18 protein-coding genes are annotated in these 17,728 nt (G+C 70.2%); 13 read left to right on the top strand and 5 right to left on the bottom strand.

Going from position 1 to position 17,728, the window contains the following annotated elements:
* The first annotated feature begins 70 nt into the window (after nt 1-70).
* Nucleotides 71-946 carry a sugar kinase gene (locus GT755_RS26485; protein WP_161482332.1) on the top strand — a complete coding sequence of 292 codons (876 nt, stop codon included), beginning with the start codon at nt 71-73 and terminating at the stop codon, nt 944-946.
* Here GT755_RS26485 and GT755_RS26480 read toward each other — a convergent pair.
* Entirely contained in the window at nt 929-3,265 is a 2,337-nt protein-coding gene (locus tag GT755_RS26480; protein WP_161482331.1) for a GcvT family protein, read from the bottom strand. The genes GT755_RS26485 and GT755_RS26480 overlap by 18 nt on opposite strands.
* 75 nt (nt 3,266-3,340) lie before the next feature.
* Between GT755_RS26480 and GT755_RS26475 the strand changes: the two genes are divergently transcribed.
* Entirely contained in the window at nt 3,341-4,246 is a 906-nt protein-coding gene (locus GT755_RS26475) for a phosphotransferase (RefSeq protein WP_161482330.1), read from the top strand.
* 30 nt (nt 4,247-4,276) lie between these two features.
* The gene (locus tag GT755_RS26470; RefSeq protein ID WP_161482329.1) at nt 4,277-5,803 is read left to right on the top strand and encodes an amino acid permease; all 1,527 of its coding nucleotides are present in this window, start codon (nt 4,277-4,279) and stop codon (nt 5,801-5,803) included.
* Here the strand turns inward: GT755_RS26470 and lipB are convergent.
* The 4 genes from lipB to GT755_RS26450 all read right to left on the bottom strand — a co-directional run bounded on the left by lipB (nt 5,796) and on the right by GT755_RS26450 (nt 8,616).
* On the bottom strand, nt 5,796-6,431 hold the full coding sequence (gene lipB, locus GT755_RS26465) for a lipoyl(octanoyl) transferase LipB (protein WP_161482328.1): 636 nt from the start codon (nt 6,429-6,431) through the stop codon (nt 5,796-5,798). The genes GT755_RS26470 and lipB overlap by 8 nt on opposite strands.
* A gap of 15 nt (nt 6,432-6,446) precedes the next feature.
* Nucleotides 6,447-6,641: a PspC domain-containing protein gene (locus tag GT755_RS26460; RefSeq protein WP_030456978.1), complete on the bottom strand. Its 195-nt coding sequence runs from the start codon at nt 6,639-6,641 to the stop codon at nt 6,447-6,449.
* Nucleotides 6,642-6,727: 86 nt separating this feature from the next.
* On the bottom strand, nt 6,728-7,705 hold the full coding sequence (locus GT755_RS26455) for a lysylphosphatidylglycerol synthase transmembrane domain-containing protein (RefSeq protein ID WP_235967460.1): 978 nt from the start codon (nt 7,703-7,705) through the stop codon (nt 6,728-6,730).
* Nucleotides 7,706-7,707: 2 nt separating this feature from the next.
* Nucleotides 7,708-8,616 (bottom strand): ABC transporter permease, encoded by a 909-nt coding sequence (locus tag GT755_RS26450; RefSeq protein WP_161482326.1) that lies wholly within the window; start codon nt 8,614-8,616, stop codon nt 7,708-7,710.
* Between the two features lie 72 nt (nt 8,617-8,688).
* On the opposite strand from GT755_RS26450, the gene GT755_RS26445 reads away from it, so the two are divergent.
* The 10 genes from GT755_RS26445 to GT755_RS26400 all read left to right on the top strand — a co-directional run bounded on the left by GT755_RS26445 (nt 8,689) and on the right by GT755_RS26400 (nt 17,692).
* Nucleotides 8,689-9,279 carry a TetR/AcrR family transcriptional regulator gene (locus GT755_RS26445; RefSeq protein WP_161482325.1) on the top strand — a complete coding sequence of 197 codons (591 nt, stop codon included), beginning with the start codon at nt 8,689-8,691 and terminating at the stop codon, nt 9,277-9,279.
* Nucleotides 9,280-9,313: 34 nt separating this feature from the next.
* The gene (locus GT755_RS26440; RefSeq protein WP_030456982.1) at nt 9,314-9,892 is read left to right on the top strand and encodes an LURP-one-related/scramblase family protein; all 579 of its coding nucleotides are present in this window, start codon (nt 9,314-9,316) and stop codon (nt 9,890-9,892) included.
* A gap of 5 nt (nt 9,893-9,897) precedes the next feature.
* The gene (locus GT755_RS26435; protein WP_328794509.1) at nt 9,898-10,278 is read left to right on the top strand and encodes an NUDIX domain-containing protein; all 381 of its coding nucleotides are present in this window, start codon (nt 9,898-9,900) and stop codon (nt 10,276-10,278) included.
* A gap of 165 nt (nt 10,279-10,443) precedes the next feature.
* Complete coding sequence (gene rho, locus GT755_RS26430; RefSeq protein ID WP_161482323.1) at nt 10,444-11,505, top strand: transcription termination factor Rho; 1,062 nt, start codon at nt 10,444-10,446, stop codon at nt 11,503-11,505.
* A gap of 10 nt (nt 11,506-11,515) precedes the next feature.
* Nucleotides 11,516-13,861 carry an ATP-dependent helicase HrpB gene (gene hrpB, locus GT755_RS26425; protein WP_328794508.1) on the top strand — a complete coding sequence of 782 codons (2,346 nt, stop codon included), beginning with the start codon at nt 11,516-11,518 and terminating at the stop codon, nt 13,859-13,861.
* A gap of 400 nt (nt 13,862-14,261) precedes the next feature.
* Entirely contained in the window at nt 14,262-14,909 is a 648-nt protein-coding gene (locus GT755_RS26420) for a LolA-like protein (protein ID WP_161482322.1), read from the top strand.
* 63 nt (nt 14,910-14,972) lie between these two features.
* On the top strand, nt 14,973-15,266 hold the full coding sequence (locus GT755_RS26415) for a hypothetical protein (RefSeq protein ID WP_161482321.1): 294 nt from the start codon (nt 14,973-14,975) through the stop codon (nt 15,264-15,266).
* A 31-nt stretch (nt 15,267-15,297) separates the two neighbouring features.
* Nucleotides 15,298-16,149: an SPFH domain-containing protein gene (locus GT755_RS26410; protein WP_161482320.1), complete on the top strand. Its 852-nt coding sequence runs from the start codon at nt 15,298-15,300 to the stop codon at nt 16,147-16,149.
* Nucleotides 16,142-16,324: a toxin-antitoxin system HicB family antitoxin gene (locus GT755_RS26405; RefSeq protein ID WP_030456990.1), complete on the top strand. Its 183-nt coding sequence runs from the start codon at nt 16,142-16,144 to the stop codon at nt 16,322-16,324. The genes GT755_RS26410 and GT755_RS26405 overlap by 8 nt, the downstream gene beginning before the upstream one ends.
* 57 nt (nt 16,325-16,381) lie before the next feature.
* Entirely contained in the window at nt 16,382-17,692 is a 1,311-nt protein-coding gene (locus tag GT755_RS26400; protein WP_161482319.1) for an amidase, read from the top strand.
* Nucleotides 17,693-17,728 lie beyond the last annotated feature (36 nt).

The raw sequence follows: 17,728 nt of genomic DNA, 5'->3' as shown, positions 1-17,728 counted from the left end.
GGCCGATCGGCGTTCCGCCGTTGGAACGGTTCTGCCATGCTTTTCCCGATCAGCTGCGGAGAAGAGTGCGATGACCGATCTGTTCACGCTCGGCGAGGTGCTGGGCGTCGTGACCGCCGACCGAATCCGGCACGACATGTCCGCCCGGCTCGACCTGGAGGGCCCCGAACTGACCGTCGCGGTCGGCCTGGCCCGGCTCGGGCACTCGGTGGCCTACGTCGGCCGGGTCAGCGACGACGAGATCGGGGTGCGCACCACCACGGTGCTGCGCGGCGAGGGCGTGGACGTCTCCCACCTGCGGGTCGACGAGACCGCCGCCAGCGGCCTGGCGCTGCGCCAGCGCCGCATCGGCCGGGTCGCGCACGCCGTCTTCTACCGGGGCGGCTCGGCCGGGTCGCGGGTGTCGACGGGCGACGTGCCGACGGAGGTCCAGGACGCGCGCATCCTGCACGTCACCGGCATCACCCCCGCGCTGAGCGGATACGCGTGGAGCGCGGTGCACCACGCGGTGAAGCTGGCCAAGGACGCCGGCGTGCTGGTCTCGGTCGACGTGAACCACCGGCCGAACCTGTGGGAGAGCGTGCAGGAGGCCCGCGACGGCCTCCGGGAGCTCGCCGCCTCGGCCGACGTCCTGTTCGCCAACCAGGACGAGCTCGGCCTGGTCGAGAGCGCCATCGCCCAGGTGCCCGAACTCGTCGTGATGCGCGGCTCCAAGGGGGCCAGCGCCACGGTCGAGGGTTTCCGGTACGACACCCAGGCCGCCCCCGTGACGGTCGTCGACGCGACCGAGGTCGGCGGCGCGTTCGTGGCCGGATATCTGAGCGCGCTGCTCGACGGGGTGCACCCCTCCGACCGGCTCAAGCGGGGCATCTCGGTGGCGGCCTTCGCGGTGGCCGCCCACTCGACCTGGCAGGGCCTGCCCACCAGGTCAGAGCTGCCCCCGTGACCTGACCCGCAGGTTCTGCGGATCGTAGACCGGCCCGGCGACGACGTCGGCCCCCACCCAGCCGCCGTTCACGCCGACTTCCACCCGGGTCACGCCCTTGGGCAGGTAGGCGTAGGCGATCGACCGGTCGACCCGATGGCCGTAGCCGCCTGAGGTGACCCGCGAGGCGGGCACCCCGTCGACCCGCACGGGTTCCCCGCCGAGGCACACCTCGGCGGGGTCGTCGACGACGAGGCAGGCGAGTTCCACCGCGGATTCGGTCCGCGGCACCGACTTCCGGACCGCGAAACCGAGCCCGGCCTCGAACGGGGTCGTCTCCGGGGTGATGTCGGCCCCCCAGACCCGGTAGCCCTTCTCCAGGCGCATCGAGTCGATCGCCTTGTAGCCGCCGGGCCGCACGCCGGTCCCGGCCAGCAGGTCCCACAGGGTCAGCCCGAACTCGACCGGCGTGTAGAGCTCCCAGCCGTACTCGCCGACGAAGGTGACCCGCTGGGCCCGCACCGGCACGTAGCCCACGCTGATCTCGCGCGACTGCATGTAGCCAAAGCCGAGGTCGTCACTGGTCAGACTGCTCAGGATGTCGTGGGAGTCCGGTCCCCACAGGCAGTAGCAGGCGTAGGCCGAGGTCACGTCGGTGACGTCGACGCCGTGCCGGCGCAGCAGGGCCGCGTCGTGGCCGCCGAAGGCGGTGCCGGTCACCAGCCGGAACCGGTCGTCGCCCAGGCGGGTGATCGTGACGTCGGCCTCGATGCCGCCGCGCGCGTTGAGCAGTTGGGTGTAGACGACCGTGCCGACCGGGCGGTCGAGGTTCGCCCCGGCCAGGGCCTGGAGCCGCTCGAAGCCGCGCAGGTCGAACTTGGCGAACGAGGTCTGGTCGAACAACCCGGCGGAGTCGCGGGTGGCCAGGCACTCCTCGCGGACGGCGGGCGACCAGACGCGGCCCGCCCAGCCCTTCGGGCGCGGCGCGTCGTCTCCGGTGGGCGCGTACCAGTTGACCCGCTCCCACCCGGCCTTCTCCCCGAACTCGGCGCCAAGTTCGGCGTGCCGGGCGTAGGCGGGCGACCTGCGCAGCGGCCGGGCCGCGGTGCGCTCCTGACCGGGGTAGACGATGTCGTAGTAGGCGCTGTACGCGTCCAGCACCTTCGCCCGCGCCCAGGACGTCGACCGGGCGTGCGGCCCGAAGCGCGCGACGTCCATGGCGAACATGTCGTATTCGGGGGCGCCCTCGACGATCCACTCCGCGGTCACCTTGCCGACGCCCCCGGCGGCGGCCAGGCCGTGCACGCAGAACCCGGCGGCGACCCAGAGGCCGCGTACCGACGTCTCCCCCAGCAGGAACTCCCCGTCGGGGGTGAACGCCTCGGGCCCGTGGACGACCTTGACGATCTCCCCGCGTTCGCGCAGGTGCGGCAGGCGGTGGACGGCCGACGTCCACGACTCCTCGAACTTCGGCATGTCAGGCTCGAACAGGTGCCGCGGCGTGGCCAGCGGGTTCGGCTCGTCCCAGACCTGGGGCGTGCGGACGTAGCCGCCGACCAGGATGCCGCCGCCCTCCTCGCGGAAGTAGACGATGTTGTCGGGGTCGCGGACGGTGGGCATGCCGACCGAAACACCGGTCGATTCGGTCACGACGTATTGGTGCTTGATCGGGACGATCGGCAGCTCGACCCCGGCCATCCGCCCGATCACCCCGGACGCCGCCCCGGCCGCGTTGACGACCGTCCCGGTCCTGATCACGTGGTCGCCGAACCGGACGCCGGTGATCGCGCCGTCCGCGGTCTCCAGTCCGGTCACCGCGGCGCCGGTGAAGATCCGCACGCCGAGCTTGCGGGCGCCCTCGGCCAGCGCCTTCGCCAGCATCGCGGGGTCGAGCCAGCCGTCGCCGGGCAACCAGAGCGACGAGACGACGTCGCCGGTCTCCAGCAGCGGCAGCCGCTCCTTGGTCTGCGCGCCGGTCAGGAGTTCCAGGTCGAGGCCGTAGGTCTCGGCCGCGCCGGCCTGCCGGACCAGCTCCTCGTGGCGTTCGGGCGTGGTCGCCAGGCGCAGCCCGCCGACGCCGTGCCAGCCCGGGTCCAGACCGGTGAGGTCGCGGAGTTCGGGGTACAGACCTGCTGAGTACATGATCATGCGGGTCTGGGTGACGGTCGAGCGCAACTGCCCGACGAAGCCCGCCGAGTGCCAGGTCGTGCCCTCGGTCAGGTCGTGCCGTTCGACGAGGACGACGTCCTGCCAGCCGAGCCGCGCCAGGTGGTAGGCGACCGAACACCCGGCCACCCCGCCCCCGATGACGACCGCTCGGGCGTCTGCGGGAAGTTGCACCATCGGTACCGTCCTGTAACAACTGACGCCCAAAATGCGATCAATGGTCTAAACGTAGACCAAAAGGAGCAGCGCATGCCAGATCCCGTCGCGTCCGCGCTGGGTCTGGTCGCGTCCTGGGCCGGCCGACCGGTCACCCACACGAGGATCAAGGGCGGGCTGAGCCACTACATCGCCCGCGTGGAGACCGACGACGGCGACCGCTGGCTGCTCCGGGTGCTCGATCCGAAGATCGCCGCGACCGGCCTGGGCCTCCCCCTCGACCAGGAGATCGCCAACACCGTGGTCGCCGCCGAGACCGGCGTGGGCGCCCGGGTGCTGCACGAACTGCCGGGCGCGCTGATCCTGGAGTACATCGACGGCCTCACCCTCGACGCGCCGGCCGTCCGGGCCCGCATCCCCAAGATCGCCGAGGCCGCCCGCACCCTCCACGCGGGGCCGCGCTTCGCCAACGACTTCTCGATCTTCCGCAAGTACGACGGCTTCGTCGCCCTCTGCCGGGAGCACGACCTGCCGATGCCCGACGGCTTCGCCGACTGGGCGGGCACCGTCCGAACAATCGAAGAAACCCTGGCAAAACGTCACATAACGGACGTACCCTGCCACAACGACCTGCTCCCCGAGAACTTCCTCGAGGCTCGGGGCCGGGTCAGAATCGTCGACTACCAGCTTTCCGGCAACAACGACCCCTGCTTCGAACTGGGCGACATCGCCGCCGAGGCCTCCTTCGACCCCGACGACGTCGAACGGCTCACGCGAGCCTACTTCGGCACCCATGACGAGGCGCTGATCGCCCGCGTGCGACTGAACGTGATCATGTCCAACCTGACCTGGACACTCTGGTTCGTCGTACACCACCGCCTGGTGGCCCAGCAGCGCGACTTCGACTACAACGCCGAAGCCGCCACGAAGTACGCCAAGGCGACGGGCGACCTCACGGACCCCGGCTTCGGATCCCTCATGGACGCCGCCGGCCGGTAACCCCCCACTGCACGGCATGAGGAGGCCTCGATGGCTCAATCCCTCGACGACGACGCCAAGCGACTAGCGGAACTCGGCTACAAACAGGAGCTGTCCCGGACCTGGAGCGGCTTCTCCAATTTCGCGATCTCCTTCTCCATCATCTCGATCCTGGCCGGCTGCTTCACCACCTTCGGCCAGGCCTGGAACAACGGCGGCCCCATCGCGATCTCGTGGGGCTGGCCGATCATCTCGATCTTCATTCTGATCATCGGCCTGTGCATGTCGGAGCTGGTGTCGGCCTATCCCACGGCGGGCGGCATCTACTGGTGGGCCGCCAAGATGGGCAAGCCGATCCACGGCTGGTTCACCGGGTGGTTCAACCTGATCGGCCTGGTGGCGGTGACCGCGTCGGTCGACTACGGCTGCGCGACCTTCATGAACATCACCCTCGACCGGTTCTTCGGGTACGAGGTGTCACTCACCAACACCTTCATCCTGTTCGCGATCATCCTGGCGCTGCACGCGCTGATCAACGTCTACAGCCACCGGCTGATCTCCCTGCTGCAGAACGTCTCGGTGTGGTGGCATGTCTTCGGCGCGGCGGTGGTCGTGCTGATCCTGATCTTCGGGCCGGACTCGCACCAGTCGATGTCGTTCGTCTTCACCGAGACGATCAACAACTCGGGCTTCAGCGACAGCAGCTTCTGGTTCTTCGTGCTGCCGCTGGGCTTCCTGCTCACCCAGTACACGATCACCGGCTTCGACGCCTGCGCCCACGTCTCGGAGGAGACCCAGGGGGCGTCCACCGCGGCGGCGCGCGGCCTGTGGCAGTCGATCTTCTACTCGGCGATCGGCGGCTGGATCCTGCTGCTGGCGTTCCTGTTCGCGGCGACCAACGTCGACGAGATCAACAACCAGTTCGGCTTCGTCGGGGCCATCTTCGACACAGCCGTGCCGGGCAACCTGGCCAACGCGATCTTCGCGATCTCCACGATCGGCCAGTTCTTCTGCGGCATGAGCTGCGTGACCTCGATGTCGCGGATGACCTACGCGTTCTCCCGGGACGGCGCCGTCCCCGGGTGGCGGCTCTGGTCCAAGGTGGACCGGAACCGGACACCGGTGAACGCGATCATCCTGGGCTGCGTGGCCGCGCTGGTGCTGACCCTCCCGGCGTTGTGGGAGGCCCCGACGGGCACCCCGCTCGCGTTCTACGCGGTCGTCTCGGTCGCGGTCATCGGCCTCTACATCGCCTTCGCGATCCCGATCTACCTGCGGCTGCGCATGGGCGACCGGTTCCAGCCCGGACCGTGGACGCTCGGGCGCAAGTACAAGGTGATGGGCTGGATCGCGATCATCGAGATCGTGGTCGTGTCGATCTACTTCATCATGCCGCTCGCCCCGGCCGGGGTGCCGTTCACCAGCGACTTCACCTGGACGGCCGTGAACTACGCGCCGATCGTGGTGGGCGTGATGGTGCTCGGCGTCGGACTGTGGTGGGCGTTGTCGGCCCGCCATTGGTTCACCGGCCCCCGCCGGACCGTGGACGAGACCCTCGACGAGAAGCCGGTCAGTTAGCTTCGAAGGCCGTCGCCACGGCGGCGGCCACCGTCGCCATGTCTCCCGCGCGCGTCTCGCGGGACACCGAGGTCATGTCGACGTCGGGCATCCCGCAGGGCACCGCCAGATCCCACGGGGAGAGGTCGCCGTCGACGTTGATGGCGAACCCGTGGCTGGTCACGCCCTTGGAGGCGCGCATGCCGATCGAGACGATCTTCCGGCCGGTGTCGCGGGTCCAGACCCCGGTGAGCAGCTCGGAGCCGGGCGGCGTGTCGCGCCGCTCGGCGTCGACGCCCACCGCGGCGAGGGCCTCGACCAGCCGGAGTTCGACCTCGCGGATGTAGTCGACGACCCCCTCGCCGGTGCGCAGCTTGACGATCAGATAGCCGACGAGCTGCCCGGGGCCGTGGTAGGTCAGCTGCCCGCCCCGGGTGGTCGTCACCACGGGGATGCCGTGGGAGGGGTCGGGCAGGTGTTCCGTCAGCGTCCGCCGGCCGACCGTGAACACCTTCGGGTGGCTGAGCAGCCACAGGGTGTCGGGTCGGCGATCCTCCTGCCGGTCGGCGATGAGTTCGTCCATGGTGGCCATGGCCTTCTCATAGTCGACCAGCTCGTCGTGGATCAGGGTCAGCGGCCGTGCGTCCATGGAACCGAGGATAGGTCAGTGGTGCGCGTACTTCTGCGCCGGTGCCTTGGGGAAGACCACCCACATGATCAGGTACGCGATGAACTGCGGACCGGGGAGGATGCAGGAGGCGAGGAACAGGAGCCGGACGACCGTCGGGGACATGTTGAACCGCTCGGCGATACCGCCGCAGACCCCGGCGATCATCTTGTGGTGACGGGATCGGTGCATCAGGAGTTCCTCCATCGTGTGGATCGGTTACCAGTTGAACGAACCGGTAACTATCCCCCGTTCCACCACGAACCCTGAGAAAACCCCTAAGGGGTTGGATGCCGGTCGTACACGTAGGGACTCAGCGACGATCCGAGCCGGGCCAGCCCTCCGATCGTCGCCTTCCGGACCGGGTCGTGCAGGAGGATCCACGCGATCCACCCGAGGACCAGATTCATCCAGTACGACACCAGCCGGTAGAGCAGCACGACCGCCGCCGCCTGCCCGCCCGACATCCCGGCCGCGATGTACGTGGCCGCCATCCCGACCTCGGCGACCCCGAGCCCGCCCGGCACCACCGCCAGCGCGGCGGCCGTCTTGGCCGCGACGAAGCCCAGCAGCACCGTGTGGGGGTTGGCGGTCGCCTCGATCGCGACGCACACCGCCCCGAGGCTGACGACGTCGAGCACCCAGTTCAGCAGCGCCAGATGGGCCAGCCGCAGATGGTCGCGGCGGGTGCCGCCGACCGTGTTGAAGGTGGCCCGGAGCTGCCCGGCGACCTTGGGCACGCGGTCGAGCAGATGCCCGGCCTTGAACACCAGCACGGCGACCGCGATCACCCCGCCGACCGCGATCAGCGTGACCACCCGGGTCTCCGGCGAGAAGACCAGGGCCACCAGGGCCAGCACCCCGAACGTGCCGCCCGAGTAGGCCGCCGCCAGCACCAGCACCGCCGCGATCAGCCGCTTCCCGGCCCCGAGCTTGGTGAAGACCTGCGTCGTGTACGCCACCGACACCACCGGCCCGGCCGGCAGCGACCCCGCCACGGCGTTGCGGGCGAAGGTGACGGCCAGGATGCGGGGCCGGGAGACCCGGACCCCGCCCAGCGCCAGCAGCCTGCGGAAGAACCGCGCGAAGACCGCCATGGCCAGCAGTTGGAACACCGCCGCGACCAGCAGCCAGTTGGCGTCGGCCGCGGCGATCACATCCCACACCTCGGACGGTGACGGGAGAGCGTCCCGCAGCGTGAGGTAGGCCAGCACGGCCAGCCCCGCCATGGCCGGCCATTTCAACCGGCGAATCATCCTCACCCCGCAAATGATGCACGTTTGACCTGAGACAGGGCTGAGAGGGTCAGGGTCAAGCCCACGACCGCCCAACCGGCAAGGACCAGCAAAGGCAGTCCAAGCGCGGCCCCGTCGAAGAAGACGACGTTCCTGATGGCGGTCGATCCCTGCCCGACCGGGAGCACGTGTCCGATGGCCGCGTACCACTCGGGGATGAACCGCGCCCCGAGCGGCCCGCCGCTGGCCGGCACCCCGATCAGCACGAAGAGCAGACCGGCCAGCCCCGCGCCGGGTGTCCCGATGAGCCGCACCAGCCCCGCGACCACCAGCCCGAGCGTGACGACCACTGCCGCCGAGACGGCCACGAGCCCGAGGAACGCGCCCGGCAGCGCCCCGAACACGACGTCGCCGAGCCAGGCGTTGGCCAGCCCGACGGTGACCCCGGCCAGCACGATCGCCCCGATCCCGGCCAGCGGCCTCTCCCTGGCCGCCGCCACCCCGATCGCGATGCCCGGGATGACCAGCCCGAGCACGAAGAACATCCCGGCGATCCCGCCCTGGTCACCGGGCGGCAGCGGGTGGGCGTCCTCGACCGCGAGCGGAGCGGCGGCGGTGAACACCGAGGTGATGACCGTGGCCGCCGACCGGCTCGCGGCACTGGCGACCACGAGCTTCTGCTGCTGCGGCAGCAGGACCGCGTCGACCTCGCGGTCGGCCAGGGCCGTGCGCGCCGCCGCCTCGTCGGCGTAGACCGTGAGCTCGAACTTCCCGGCGAGCTTCGGCGCGAGCTGCGCGGCGGCCTGCGGGGGCCCGACGACGGCGACCGGCACGTCATGGGGCTCGGGCGAGTGCAGGGCGCCCACGAACGAGCCGACGAAGAACATCCCGATGAGGGTGGCCAGGACCACCGCCGGGATCAGCCTCTTCATGATTTCTCTCCTTGATGACTTCAACGCTGTTGAGTTCAACATAGATGAATTCAACGTGGTTGAATAGCCCCCATGGAAAGCAGCAAGACCGGCCGCCGGCCGGGCACCCCGCAGACGAGAGAGGCGATCCTGGAGGCCGCCATCGCCTCCTTCGTCGAATCGGGCTACGGCGGCACGACCATCCGCGGCGTCGCCCGCGCGGCCGACGTCGACCCGGCCCTGGTCATGCACTTCTTCGGCTCGAAAGACGGCCTGTTCGACGCCGCCCTGCGCGGCGCCATGCCCGTCCAGGAACTCGCGGTCGCCCTCGCGGGCGACGTCTCCTCGCTGGGCGAACGCCTGACCCGCCGCTACCTGGAGGTCTGGGAGAGCCCGGAGACCGGCCCCAGAATCCGCGCCATCGTCGGCTCCATCGCCTCGACCCCGGCCGCCGCCCAGATCATGCGCGACTTCATGAGCGGCGAACTGGCCACCCCGCTGGCCAAGAGCCTGCCGGGAGACCAGCCCGAACGCCGCGCCATCCTGGCCGCGGCCCAGCTCATGGGCATGGCCTTCGCCCGCTACCTGCTCGCCGTCGAGCCCATGGCGTCGATGACCACCGACGAACTGGTGATCTCCGTAGGCCCTTCCGTCCAGCGCTATCTGACAGGGGATCTTGGGTAATAGGGTGGGAAAGGCCCTGAAAACGGAGGTTCTTGTGGACGCGGCGGCCCTCCAGACCCAGTCGAAGCTGATCCTTCGCCAGAAGATCACCCCGATGGTCAACCGTTACGTGGTGAGCGCGACCTCACCCGACGGCTCCGAGGGCCCGGTGGTCGCGTTCGCCGAACAGAAACGCCTGGCCCTGAAAGAGCAGGTGACCTTCTACACCGACGAGAGCCGCGCCGAGGCCCTGGCCTCCTTCAAGGCCCGCAAGGTCATCGACCTGGCGAGCGGCTACGACGTGGTCGACGCGTCGGGCACCTCGATCGGCATGTTCCGCAAGGACTTCGGCAAGTCACTCCTGCGCTCGACGTGGCACGTGCAGCAGCCCGGCCTGCCGACCTACACCGGGACGGAACGACGGTTGTCGGTGGCCTTGTTAAGGCGTTTCGCCGACTCGCTGGAGTGGCTGCCCTACCACTTCGACTTCAGCGTGGGCGCGTCGATCGCCTTCTCGGTCGACCGCAAGTGGGGCCTGCGCGACAGGTACGCGATCGAGATCAACGACCCGCGACTGGACCGCCGACTGGTGATCGCGATGGCGGTGGCCCTGGACGCCCTGCAGTCCCGGTGAACCGGGTGCGAGCGATTCTCCGCACCCCCGGCGGTCACCTGCTGACGATCAAGCGGGTGCGGCCGGGGCGGGCGCCCTACTGGGTTCTTCCCGGCGGCGGCGTCGAGCCTGAAGATCGGAGTCTGGAAGAGACGCTGCTCAGAGAGGTGCGGGAAGAGCTGGGCGGGGACGCGGTCATCGACTCGCTCTTCCACGTCGCCGACGGTCAGTACTTCTATCTGGGCCGCATCCACGCCTGGGATCCCGCCCTCAGGACCGGGCCGGAGTTCTCCGACCCGGCGCGTGGCGAATACCTCGTCGAGGAGATCCCCCTCAGCCGGCTGGCCGAGATCGACCTGAAGCCCGAGGTGGTGGCGGAGTTGCTGGCCGTCCGGCTGATCGTCTGAAGCCGGGGGAAGACCTGCGGCGCTCTCCGTGTTACGGTGTCATCGGGATTGCGTGTTTCTGGCCCCTTCTCGGGCACACGCTCCCAGACCTCACACTCTGATTCACCGAAGGCGTCCCACTGGGCCTTCCGTGGCCTGCCTTCCCGTGCTCCCAAGGAGCCCATCATGGCAACCCCCCTCGTTCGCCGTGCCCGGAATGTGCGCGGCATCCTCGACGGTCGTCACCTGCGGGTCGACGGCTACCTCAAATCATCCAACGACGTCGTCGTCCCGCCTGAGCTGCTCGAAGGGCTCCGGCAGGGGGACGTCGTGCACGGCACGGCCCAGGGCGGCAAACTCGTGTCCGTCGACGCCGGGCCGCCCGGCCGGCGGCCCCACTTCGCGGAGCTGACGCCCGTGCACCCCGAAGAACGGCTCCGGCTGGAGACGAGCAAAAGTGTTCTGTCCACCCGGGTCATCGATCTGCTGACGCCCATCGGCAAGGGGCAGCGGGGGCTCATCGTGGCCCCGCCCAAGGCGGGGAAGACGCTGATCCTCAAGGCCATCGCCGACGCCGTCAGCACCAACCACCCTGACGTCCACCTCATGGTCGTGCTCGTCGACGAGCGGCCCGAGGAGGTCACCGACATGCGGGCGTCGGTGAAGGGGGAGGTCATCGCCTCGACCTTCGACCGGCCGCCGGCCGATCACATCGCCGTCGTCGAGCTCGCGGTCGAGCGGGCCAAGCGCCTTGTCGAGCAGCGGCAGGACGTCGTGCTGCTGATCGACTCGATCACCCGGGTCGGGAGGGCGTACAACATGGTGCTGCCCGGCGGCGGGAAGACGCTCAGCGGCGGGATCGACGTGCGGGCCGTCCACCCGCCGAAGCGGATCCTCGGCGCGGCGCGGAAGCTGCGTGAGGGCGGATCTCTCACGATCATCGCGACGGCCCTGGTCGAGACCGGGTCGAAGATGGACGACAACCTCTTCGAGGAGTTCAAGAGCACCGGCAACATGGAGCTGCGGCTCAGCCGCGCCCTGTCGGAGCGGCGGGTGTTCCCGGCCGTCGACGTCACCGGGTCGAGCACCCGCCGGGAGGAGCTCCTCCTCGATCCCGCCGAGCTGCCGCTCGTCTGGCGGCTCCGCAAGGCTCTCAACACGCACGAGAGCTTCGAGCCGTTCCTGTCCAAGCTGAAGGACACCGGCTCCAACGCCGAGCTTCTCCTCGGTCTGGCCCAGGCCGCCTAAGCTGACGGGCGTGCTCCCGGTCACCCACGCCCTGCCGCGGCTGCTGGCCGCCCTCGACTCCGACGGCGCGGCGGTGCTGACCTCTCCTCCCGGCAGCGGCAAGACCACGCTCGTGCCGCTCGCGCTGGCCCCCCGCAAGGTCGTGGTGGCCGAGCCCCGGCGGATCGCCGTACGGGCCGCCGCGCGGCGGATGGCCTGGTCGCTCGGCGAGAAGACGGGCGAACGGGTCGGCTACACCATCCGCGGCGAGCGCCAGGTGTCGGCGAACACCCGAATTGAGGTCGTGACGACCGGCGTCCTCCTCCGGCGTCTCCAGCGGGACCCCGAACTCACCGGGGTCGACGTGGTCATCGTCGACGAGTGCCACGAGCGCCATCTCGACGCCGACACGACACTGGCCTTTCTTCTCGACGTACGCGCCGCGCTCCGCCCCGACCTGCGCATCCTGGCCATGTCGGCCACCGCCGACGCGCCCCGGTGGGCGTCCCTGATCGAGGGGCCCGTGGTCGAGGCCCAGGGTGCGGTGCATCCCGTCGACGTCGTGTGGGCGCCGCCGCCCCGGCCCGCGGTGATCTGGCCCCGGGTCGACGCGGCCTTCCTCTCCCACGTCGCCGACACGGTCCTGCGCGCCTGGCGGGAGCACGACGGCGACGTGCTCTGCTTCCTGCCCGGCGTGGCCGAGCTCGGGGCGGTCGGGCGCCGGCTCGGGGATCTCGACGTGATCCAGGTGCACGGCGGATCGCCCTCCCACGTCCAGGACTCGGTGCTCTCCCCCGGCCGGGAGCGGCGCGTCATCCTGGCGACGTCGGTGGCCGAGTCGAGCCTGACCGTGCCCGGGGTGCGGATCGTCGTCGACTCCGGGCTGGCCCGGGAGCCTCGGATGGATCACGCCCGGGGGCTGGGGTCCCTGGTGACGGTTCCGGCGTCGCGGGCGGCGGCCGTCCAGCGGGCCGGACGGGCCGGCCGGGAGGGTCCGGGGGTCGTCTACCGGTGCTGGCCCGAGGCCGAACGCCGGGCCGACCACCCGCAACCGGAGATCGCGCTGGCCGACCTCACGTCGTTCGCCCTTCAGGCCGCGTGCTGGGGCTCCGACCGGTTGTCCCTGCTCGACCAGCCGCCGGCCGGGCCGTTGAAGGCGGCGCGCGAGACTCTGACGCTGCTGGGCGCCCTCGACGACGGCAAAGTCACCGCGAAGGGACGCCGGATCGCCGACATCGGGGTGCATCCCCGGCTGGCCCGGGCGCTGCTCGACGCCGCGCCGCTGACCGGGGCGCGCAGAGCCGCCGAGGTGGTGGCCCTGCTCGGCGGGCAGCTCCCCCGCGACGCCTCCGACGACCTCGTCACGGCGTGGCGGGCCGGGCGCACCCCGGAGCTGCGGCGCGAGGCCGCTCGGCTCGCCCGTGAGTCGTCCGCACCGGCGGAGGCGGGCGAGTTGTCCGACGACCAGGTCGCCGGGACCGTCGTCGCGTTCGCCTATCCCGAGCGGGTGGCCCGGCGGCGGGCCGGGACCGGGTTCGTCATGGCGTCCGGTACGGGGGCCGAGGTGCGACAGGGGTCGCGGCTGGCCGAGGCCGAGTGGCTGGCCGTGGCGGTCGCCGATCGGGCCACGGGCAGGGCCGCCGCGCGGGTGCGCCAGGCCGCCGTCATCGACGAGGGCGTCGCGCTCATGTCGGGCCCCGTCGTCGAGGACGACGAGATCGCCTGGCGGGACGGCGACGTCGTCGCCCGGCGGGTTCGCCGGCTGGGGGCGATCGAGTTGTCGTCCACACCCCTGAAGACCGACGTCTCGGCGGCGGTCAAGGAGGGGCTGCGGCAGGAGGGCGTGGGACTGCTCACCTGGACGCCGGCCGCGCGGGCGCTCAGGGAGCGCATGGAGTTCGCCCGGCGGGCGCTCGGCGAGCCGTGGCCCGATGTCGAGAAGGCGCTGGTCGAGGGGCTCGACCTGACCAGGGTCCGGCGGCGGGCCGATCTGGCCGCGCTCGACGTGGCCGCCGCGCTCCGCGGCCTGGCGCCGTGGCAGGTGCGGCTCGACGAGGTCGTACCGGAACGGCTGGAGATCCCCAGCGGGTCGCAGGCCCGCCTCGACTACAGCGGCGAGCGGCCGGTGCTGGCGGCCAAACTGCAGGAGCTGTTCGGCTGGACGACCACCCCGGTCGTCGCCGGGGTCCCCGTCACCATCCACCTGCTCTCCCCGGCGGGCAGACCGGTCGCGGTCACCGGGGATCTGGCGTCGTTCTGGCGGGAAGGCTATCGGCAGGTCCGGGCCGAGCTGCGGGGGCGTTATCCGAAGCACCCGTGGCCGGAGGATCCGCTCGCCGCACCACCCACAGCCCGGACCAATCCCCGGCGTCGCTAGACGATCAGTCAAGATCATGTCCGTTTCGGTCAAGCGATCATCCGCGTTATTCCGTGAATGGACATTCCTCTACTTTTCGCCCCATTTGTCCACTTACGGTGCTTGGGACAGCACAAATCGCATACCAGGGGGACAAATGCGACACGCTCGTCTACGGCTCGCCGCTCTCGGCACGGCCTCGGCAGTGGTCACCGCCGCCGCCTGGGCCGGGACGACGGCGGCATGGGCAACACCCGTCCCGGACGTCCCCACATCCGCACCCGCGGGGAGTCCTGAGCCGACCCAGAGCCCAACAGGCTCGGAGAGCCCGTCAGCCAGCCCCACGACGACAGCCGAACCGGCGACGGCCCTGCAGGACGCTCTCACGAAGAGCGCCGAGGCCAACACGGCGTCGGGCACCATGCACTTCAGCAGCGAAGGCAAGATCGACGCGCGCGGCACATGGGCCCGCCAGAACAAGCCCAACCTCCTGACCGCGAAGGTCAACAAACTCACGCTCGACGGCAAGGCCAACTCGGCGCAGCCGCAGATCATCATCAACGGCGACACCGCCTACGTGAACGGCGACGGCCTGATCCAGAACCAGGGCGACACCTGGTGGCGGGTGGCGCTGAACAACCTCCCGGGCGAACGCGGCAAGATGATCTCCGATCTGCTCACCAGCGGCCGCCTCCAGGACCCCGCGACGGTCAAGCAGATCGCCGGCGCGTACAAGGACGTCCAGAACGAGGGCGAGGAGGAGGTCGGCGGCCAGACCGTCACCCACTACAGCTCCTCCCTCGACACGCAGGAGGCCGCGCAGGCCGCCGGCCTGCCCACACCGACGGCCTCGCCCGGCGACTGGCCCAAGACCCTGCAGGTGGACACCTGGGTCGACTCCTCGGGCATGGTCAGGCGGCAGCAGTTCCGCAACGAGGAAGGCGGCAAGCCGTTCAACCTGAGCCTGACGGTCAAGGAGTACGACAAGCCGGTCACCGTGCAGACGCCGCCGGCCGGCAAGGTCAAGGACGTCGACCCGCAGACCCTGAAGAACCTCCTGGGCGAGTAGCCCGGCGGCCATCTAGACGCGCCCTCCCTACGGGGAGGGCGCGTTTTGGCATGATCGCCGGTCATGAGCCAGTGGAGAGTCCTCATCGAGGAGAACGTCGGCAACACCACCCGCAAGGAGTGGCGCGTCTCGGACATCTACGAGGTCAAGGGCGAGCGCGCCGAGGCGCGGTCGATCGCGTACGAGCTCGCCGTGCGGCACCGGCCGCAGCACCCCATGAACGGCGGCGTGCGCAGCGTCTACCGCATCAGCGACGACGAGTACCTGACCACCATCAAAGGGATGACCGCGAAATACCACTACAGAGTCGTCGTGGCCGAGCTATTGACGCTGGATGCTAGCGAGACGCTATCTTAGTGATATCACTTCGATAGTCAGGAGGAAGGGCATGGAGCGAGAGGCCTTCCGGATGAACGGGTTTGTCATCCTGGTCGCGCTGCTCGTCGTGGCGGCGGCCCTGGTGCTGTTCGGCATGACCCAGGACGAGGCGTTCTTCATCGTGTGCGTGGTCGTGGCGGCGGTGATCGTGTTCCTGCCGGCGTCCGGCTTCGCCGTGGTCAACCCCAACGAGGCCAAGGTCGTGCAGTTCTTCGGCCGCTACATCGGCACCATCAAGACCGCCGGGTTCACCTGGACGGTCCCGTTCACCGACAAGAACCGTGTCAGCCTCCGGGTGCGCAACTTCGAGACCACCAAGCTCAAGGTCAACGACGCCGACGGCAACCCCGTCGAGATCGCGGCCGTCGTCGTCTACCGGGTCGTCGACACCGCCAAGGCCTCCTTCTCCGTGGACGACTACGAGAACTTCGTCGCCATCCAGTCGGAGGCCGCCGTGCGGCACCTGGCGACCTCCCACCCCTACGACAGCCACATCGAAGACCGCACCAGCCTCCGCGACGGCGCGACGGTCGCCGAGGAGCTCACCAACGAGCTCCGTGAGCGCACCGACCTGGCCGGCATCGAGCTGCTGGAGGCCCGCATCACCCACCTGGCCTACGCCCCCGAGATCGCCCAGGCCATGCTGGTCCGCCAGCAGGCCGCCCAGGTCGTCGCCGCCCGGCGGCAGATCGTCGAGGGCGCGGTCGGCATGGTCCAGCTCGCCCTCGACCGCCTGAGCGCCGAGCACGTCGTCGAACTCGACGAGGAGCGCCGCGCCGCGATGGTCTCCAACCTCCTGGTCGTCCTGTGCGGCGACCGGGCGACCCAGCCGGTGGTCAACGCCGGCAGTCTGTATGCCTGACGAACGTCCCGCCAAGAAGGAGCCCAAGAAGCTCCTGCTGCGGCTCGATCCGGCCGTCCACGAGGCGATCGCCAAGTGGGCGGCCGACGATCTCCGCAGCGTCAACGCGCAGATCGAATTCGCGCTCCGCATGGCGCTGACTCAGGCGGGACGGGCGCCGAAAAGGTCCGACTAGGCATCGTCTTGGTTACGAGCCTTCTAATGGCAGGTACGTCCGGTCCACACTCTGGACATGTCGTGGGCCGGACGTACCGCCGTGGAGATAGCCGACGCCGTGCGCGCCGGCGAGGCGACCGCGGAACAGGTCGTGGCCGACCACCTCGCGGCGATCTCCGCACGTGACGACGCCGTCGGCGCCTTCCGAACCGTCCTGGCGGAGTCGGCCATGGCCGACGCGAAGGCCCTCGGACACCGCCCCGACCTCCCGTTGGCGGGCGTGCCGGTGGCCGTCAAGGACAACGTGGCCGTGGCCGGCCAGACCGCCACCAACGGCACCCGGGCCGCGTCACCGGAACCCGCGCAGGAGGACCATCCCGTGGTGGCCCGGCTCCGCGCGGCGGGCGCGATCGTGCTCGGCCTGACGAAGTGCCCCGAACTGTGCCTGTACGCCATCGGCGACACCCGCAACCCCTGGGACGCCAAGCGAACCGCCGGCGGATCCTCCGGAGGCAGCGCCGCCGCCGTGGCCGCCGGAATGGTCCCCCTGGCCCTCGGAAACGACGGCCTCGGCTCCTTACGCATCCCGGGCGCCGCCTGCGGCGTGATCGCCCTCAAACCCGGCCACGGCCTCCTGGAGCCCCCGCCCCACGACTGGTTCGCGATGTCCGAGAACGGCCCGCTGACCACGACGGTGAACGACACGGTCCTGGCCCTGACCGTGATGACCGGCACCCCGATCCTCCCCGAGGCCGAAGACCTCCGCATCGCCGTGGCCCCCAACCCCCTTCCGCCGGGCTTCTCGGTCGACGCGGAGTTCCAGGAGGCGGCACGAGCCGCCGGGGCGACGCTGCGCGAAGCCGGCCACACCGTGGTCGACCACGGCCGCCGCTTCCCCATGTCTTTGGGCTGGTCGACGATCGCCGCCTGGTACTCCTGCGCCGCCACCGACGCCCACGACCTCGACGAACGCTCACTCGAACCGCGCACCCGCTCGATGGCCCGCGTGGGCCGGTTCCTGCAGCGGATCCACCGCGACGGCTCACGCAGGCGCGACCAGTGGCGCGCCTACGGCGCCGACCAGTGGTTCGGCGACATCGACGTGCTGATCACCCCGACCATCGCCCGCCTGCCGCCTTCGGCTGACGGTTGGGAGTCCCGGGGGATGGCCCGCAACGCCTACGCCGACATCACGTTCGCGCCGCTGACGGGGGCGTGGAACATGGCGGGGTGGCCGGCGATGACGATCCCGTTCGGACGGCACAGCTCGGGACTGCCGATCGGAGTCCAGCTGATCGCGCCGCCAGATGGGGAGGGGCTGCTGCTGAGCCTGGCGGGCTATCTGGAGCGCGCCCGGCCTTGGGCCCGGCATGCGCCAACCTTTTGACACATCAGGTATCCGCGTGATTCAGCCCGTGCGATT

This window comes from Herbidospora solisilvae (assembly GCF_009901565.1).
GTDB lineage: Bacteria > Actinomycetota > Actinomycetes > Streptosporangiales > Streptosporangiaceae > Herbidospora > Herbidospora solisilvae.
The sequence above is the reverse complement of the archived record's forward strand: the minus strand, read 5'-3'. Positions and strand labels throughout refer to the sequence as shown.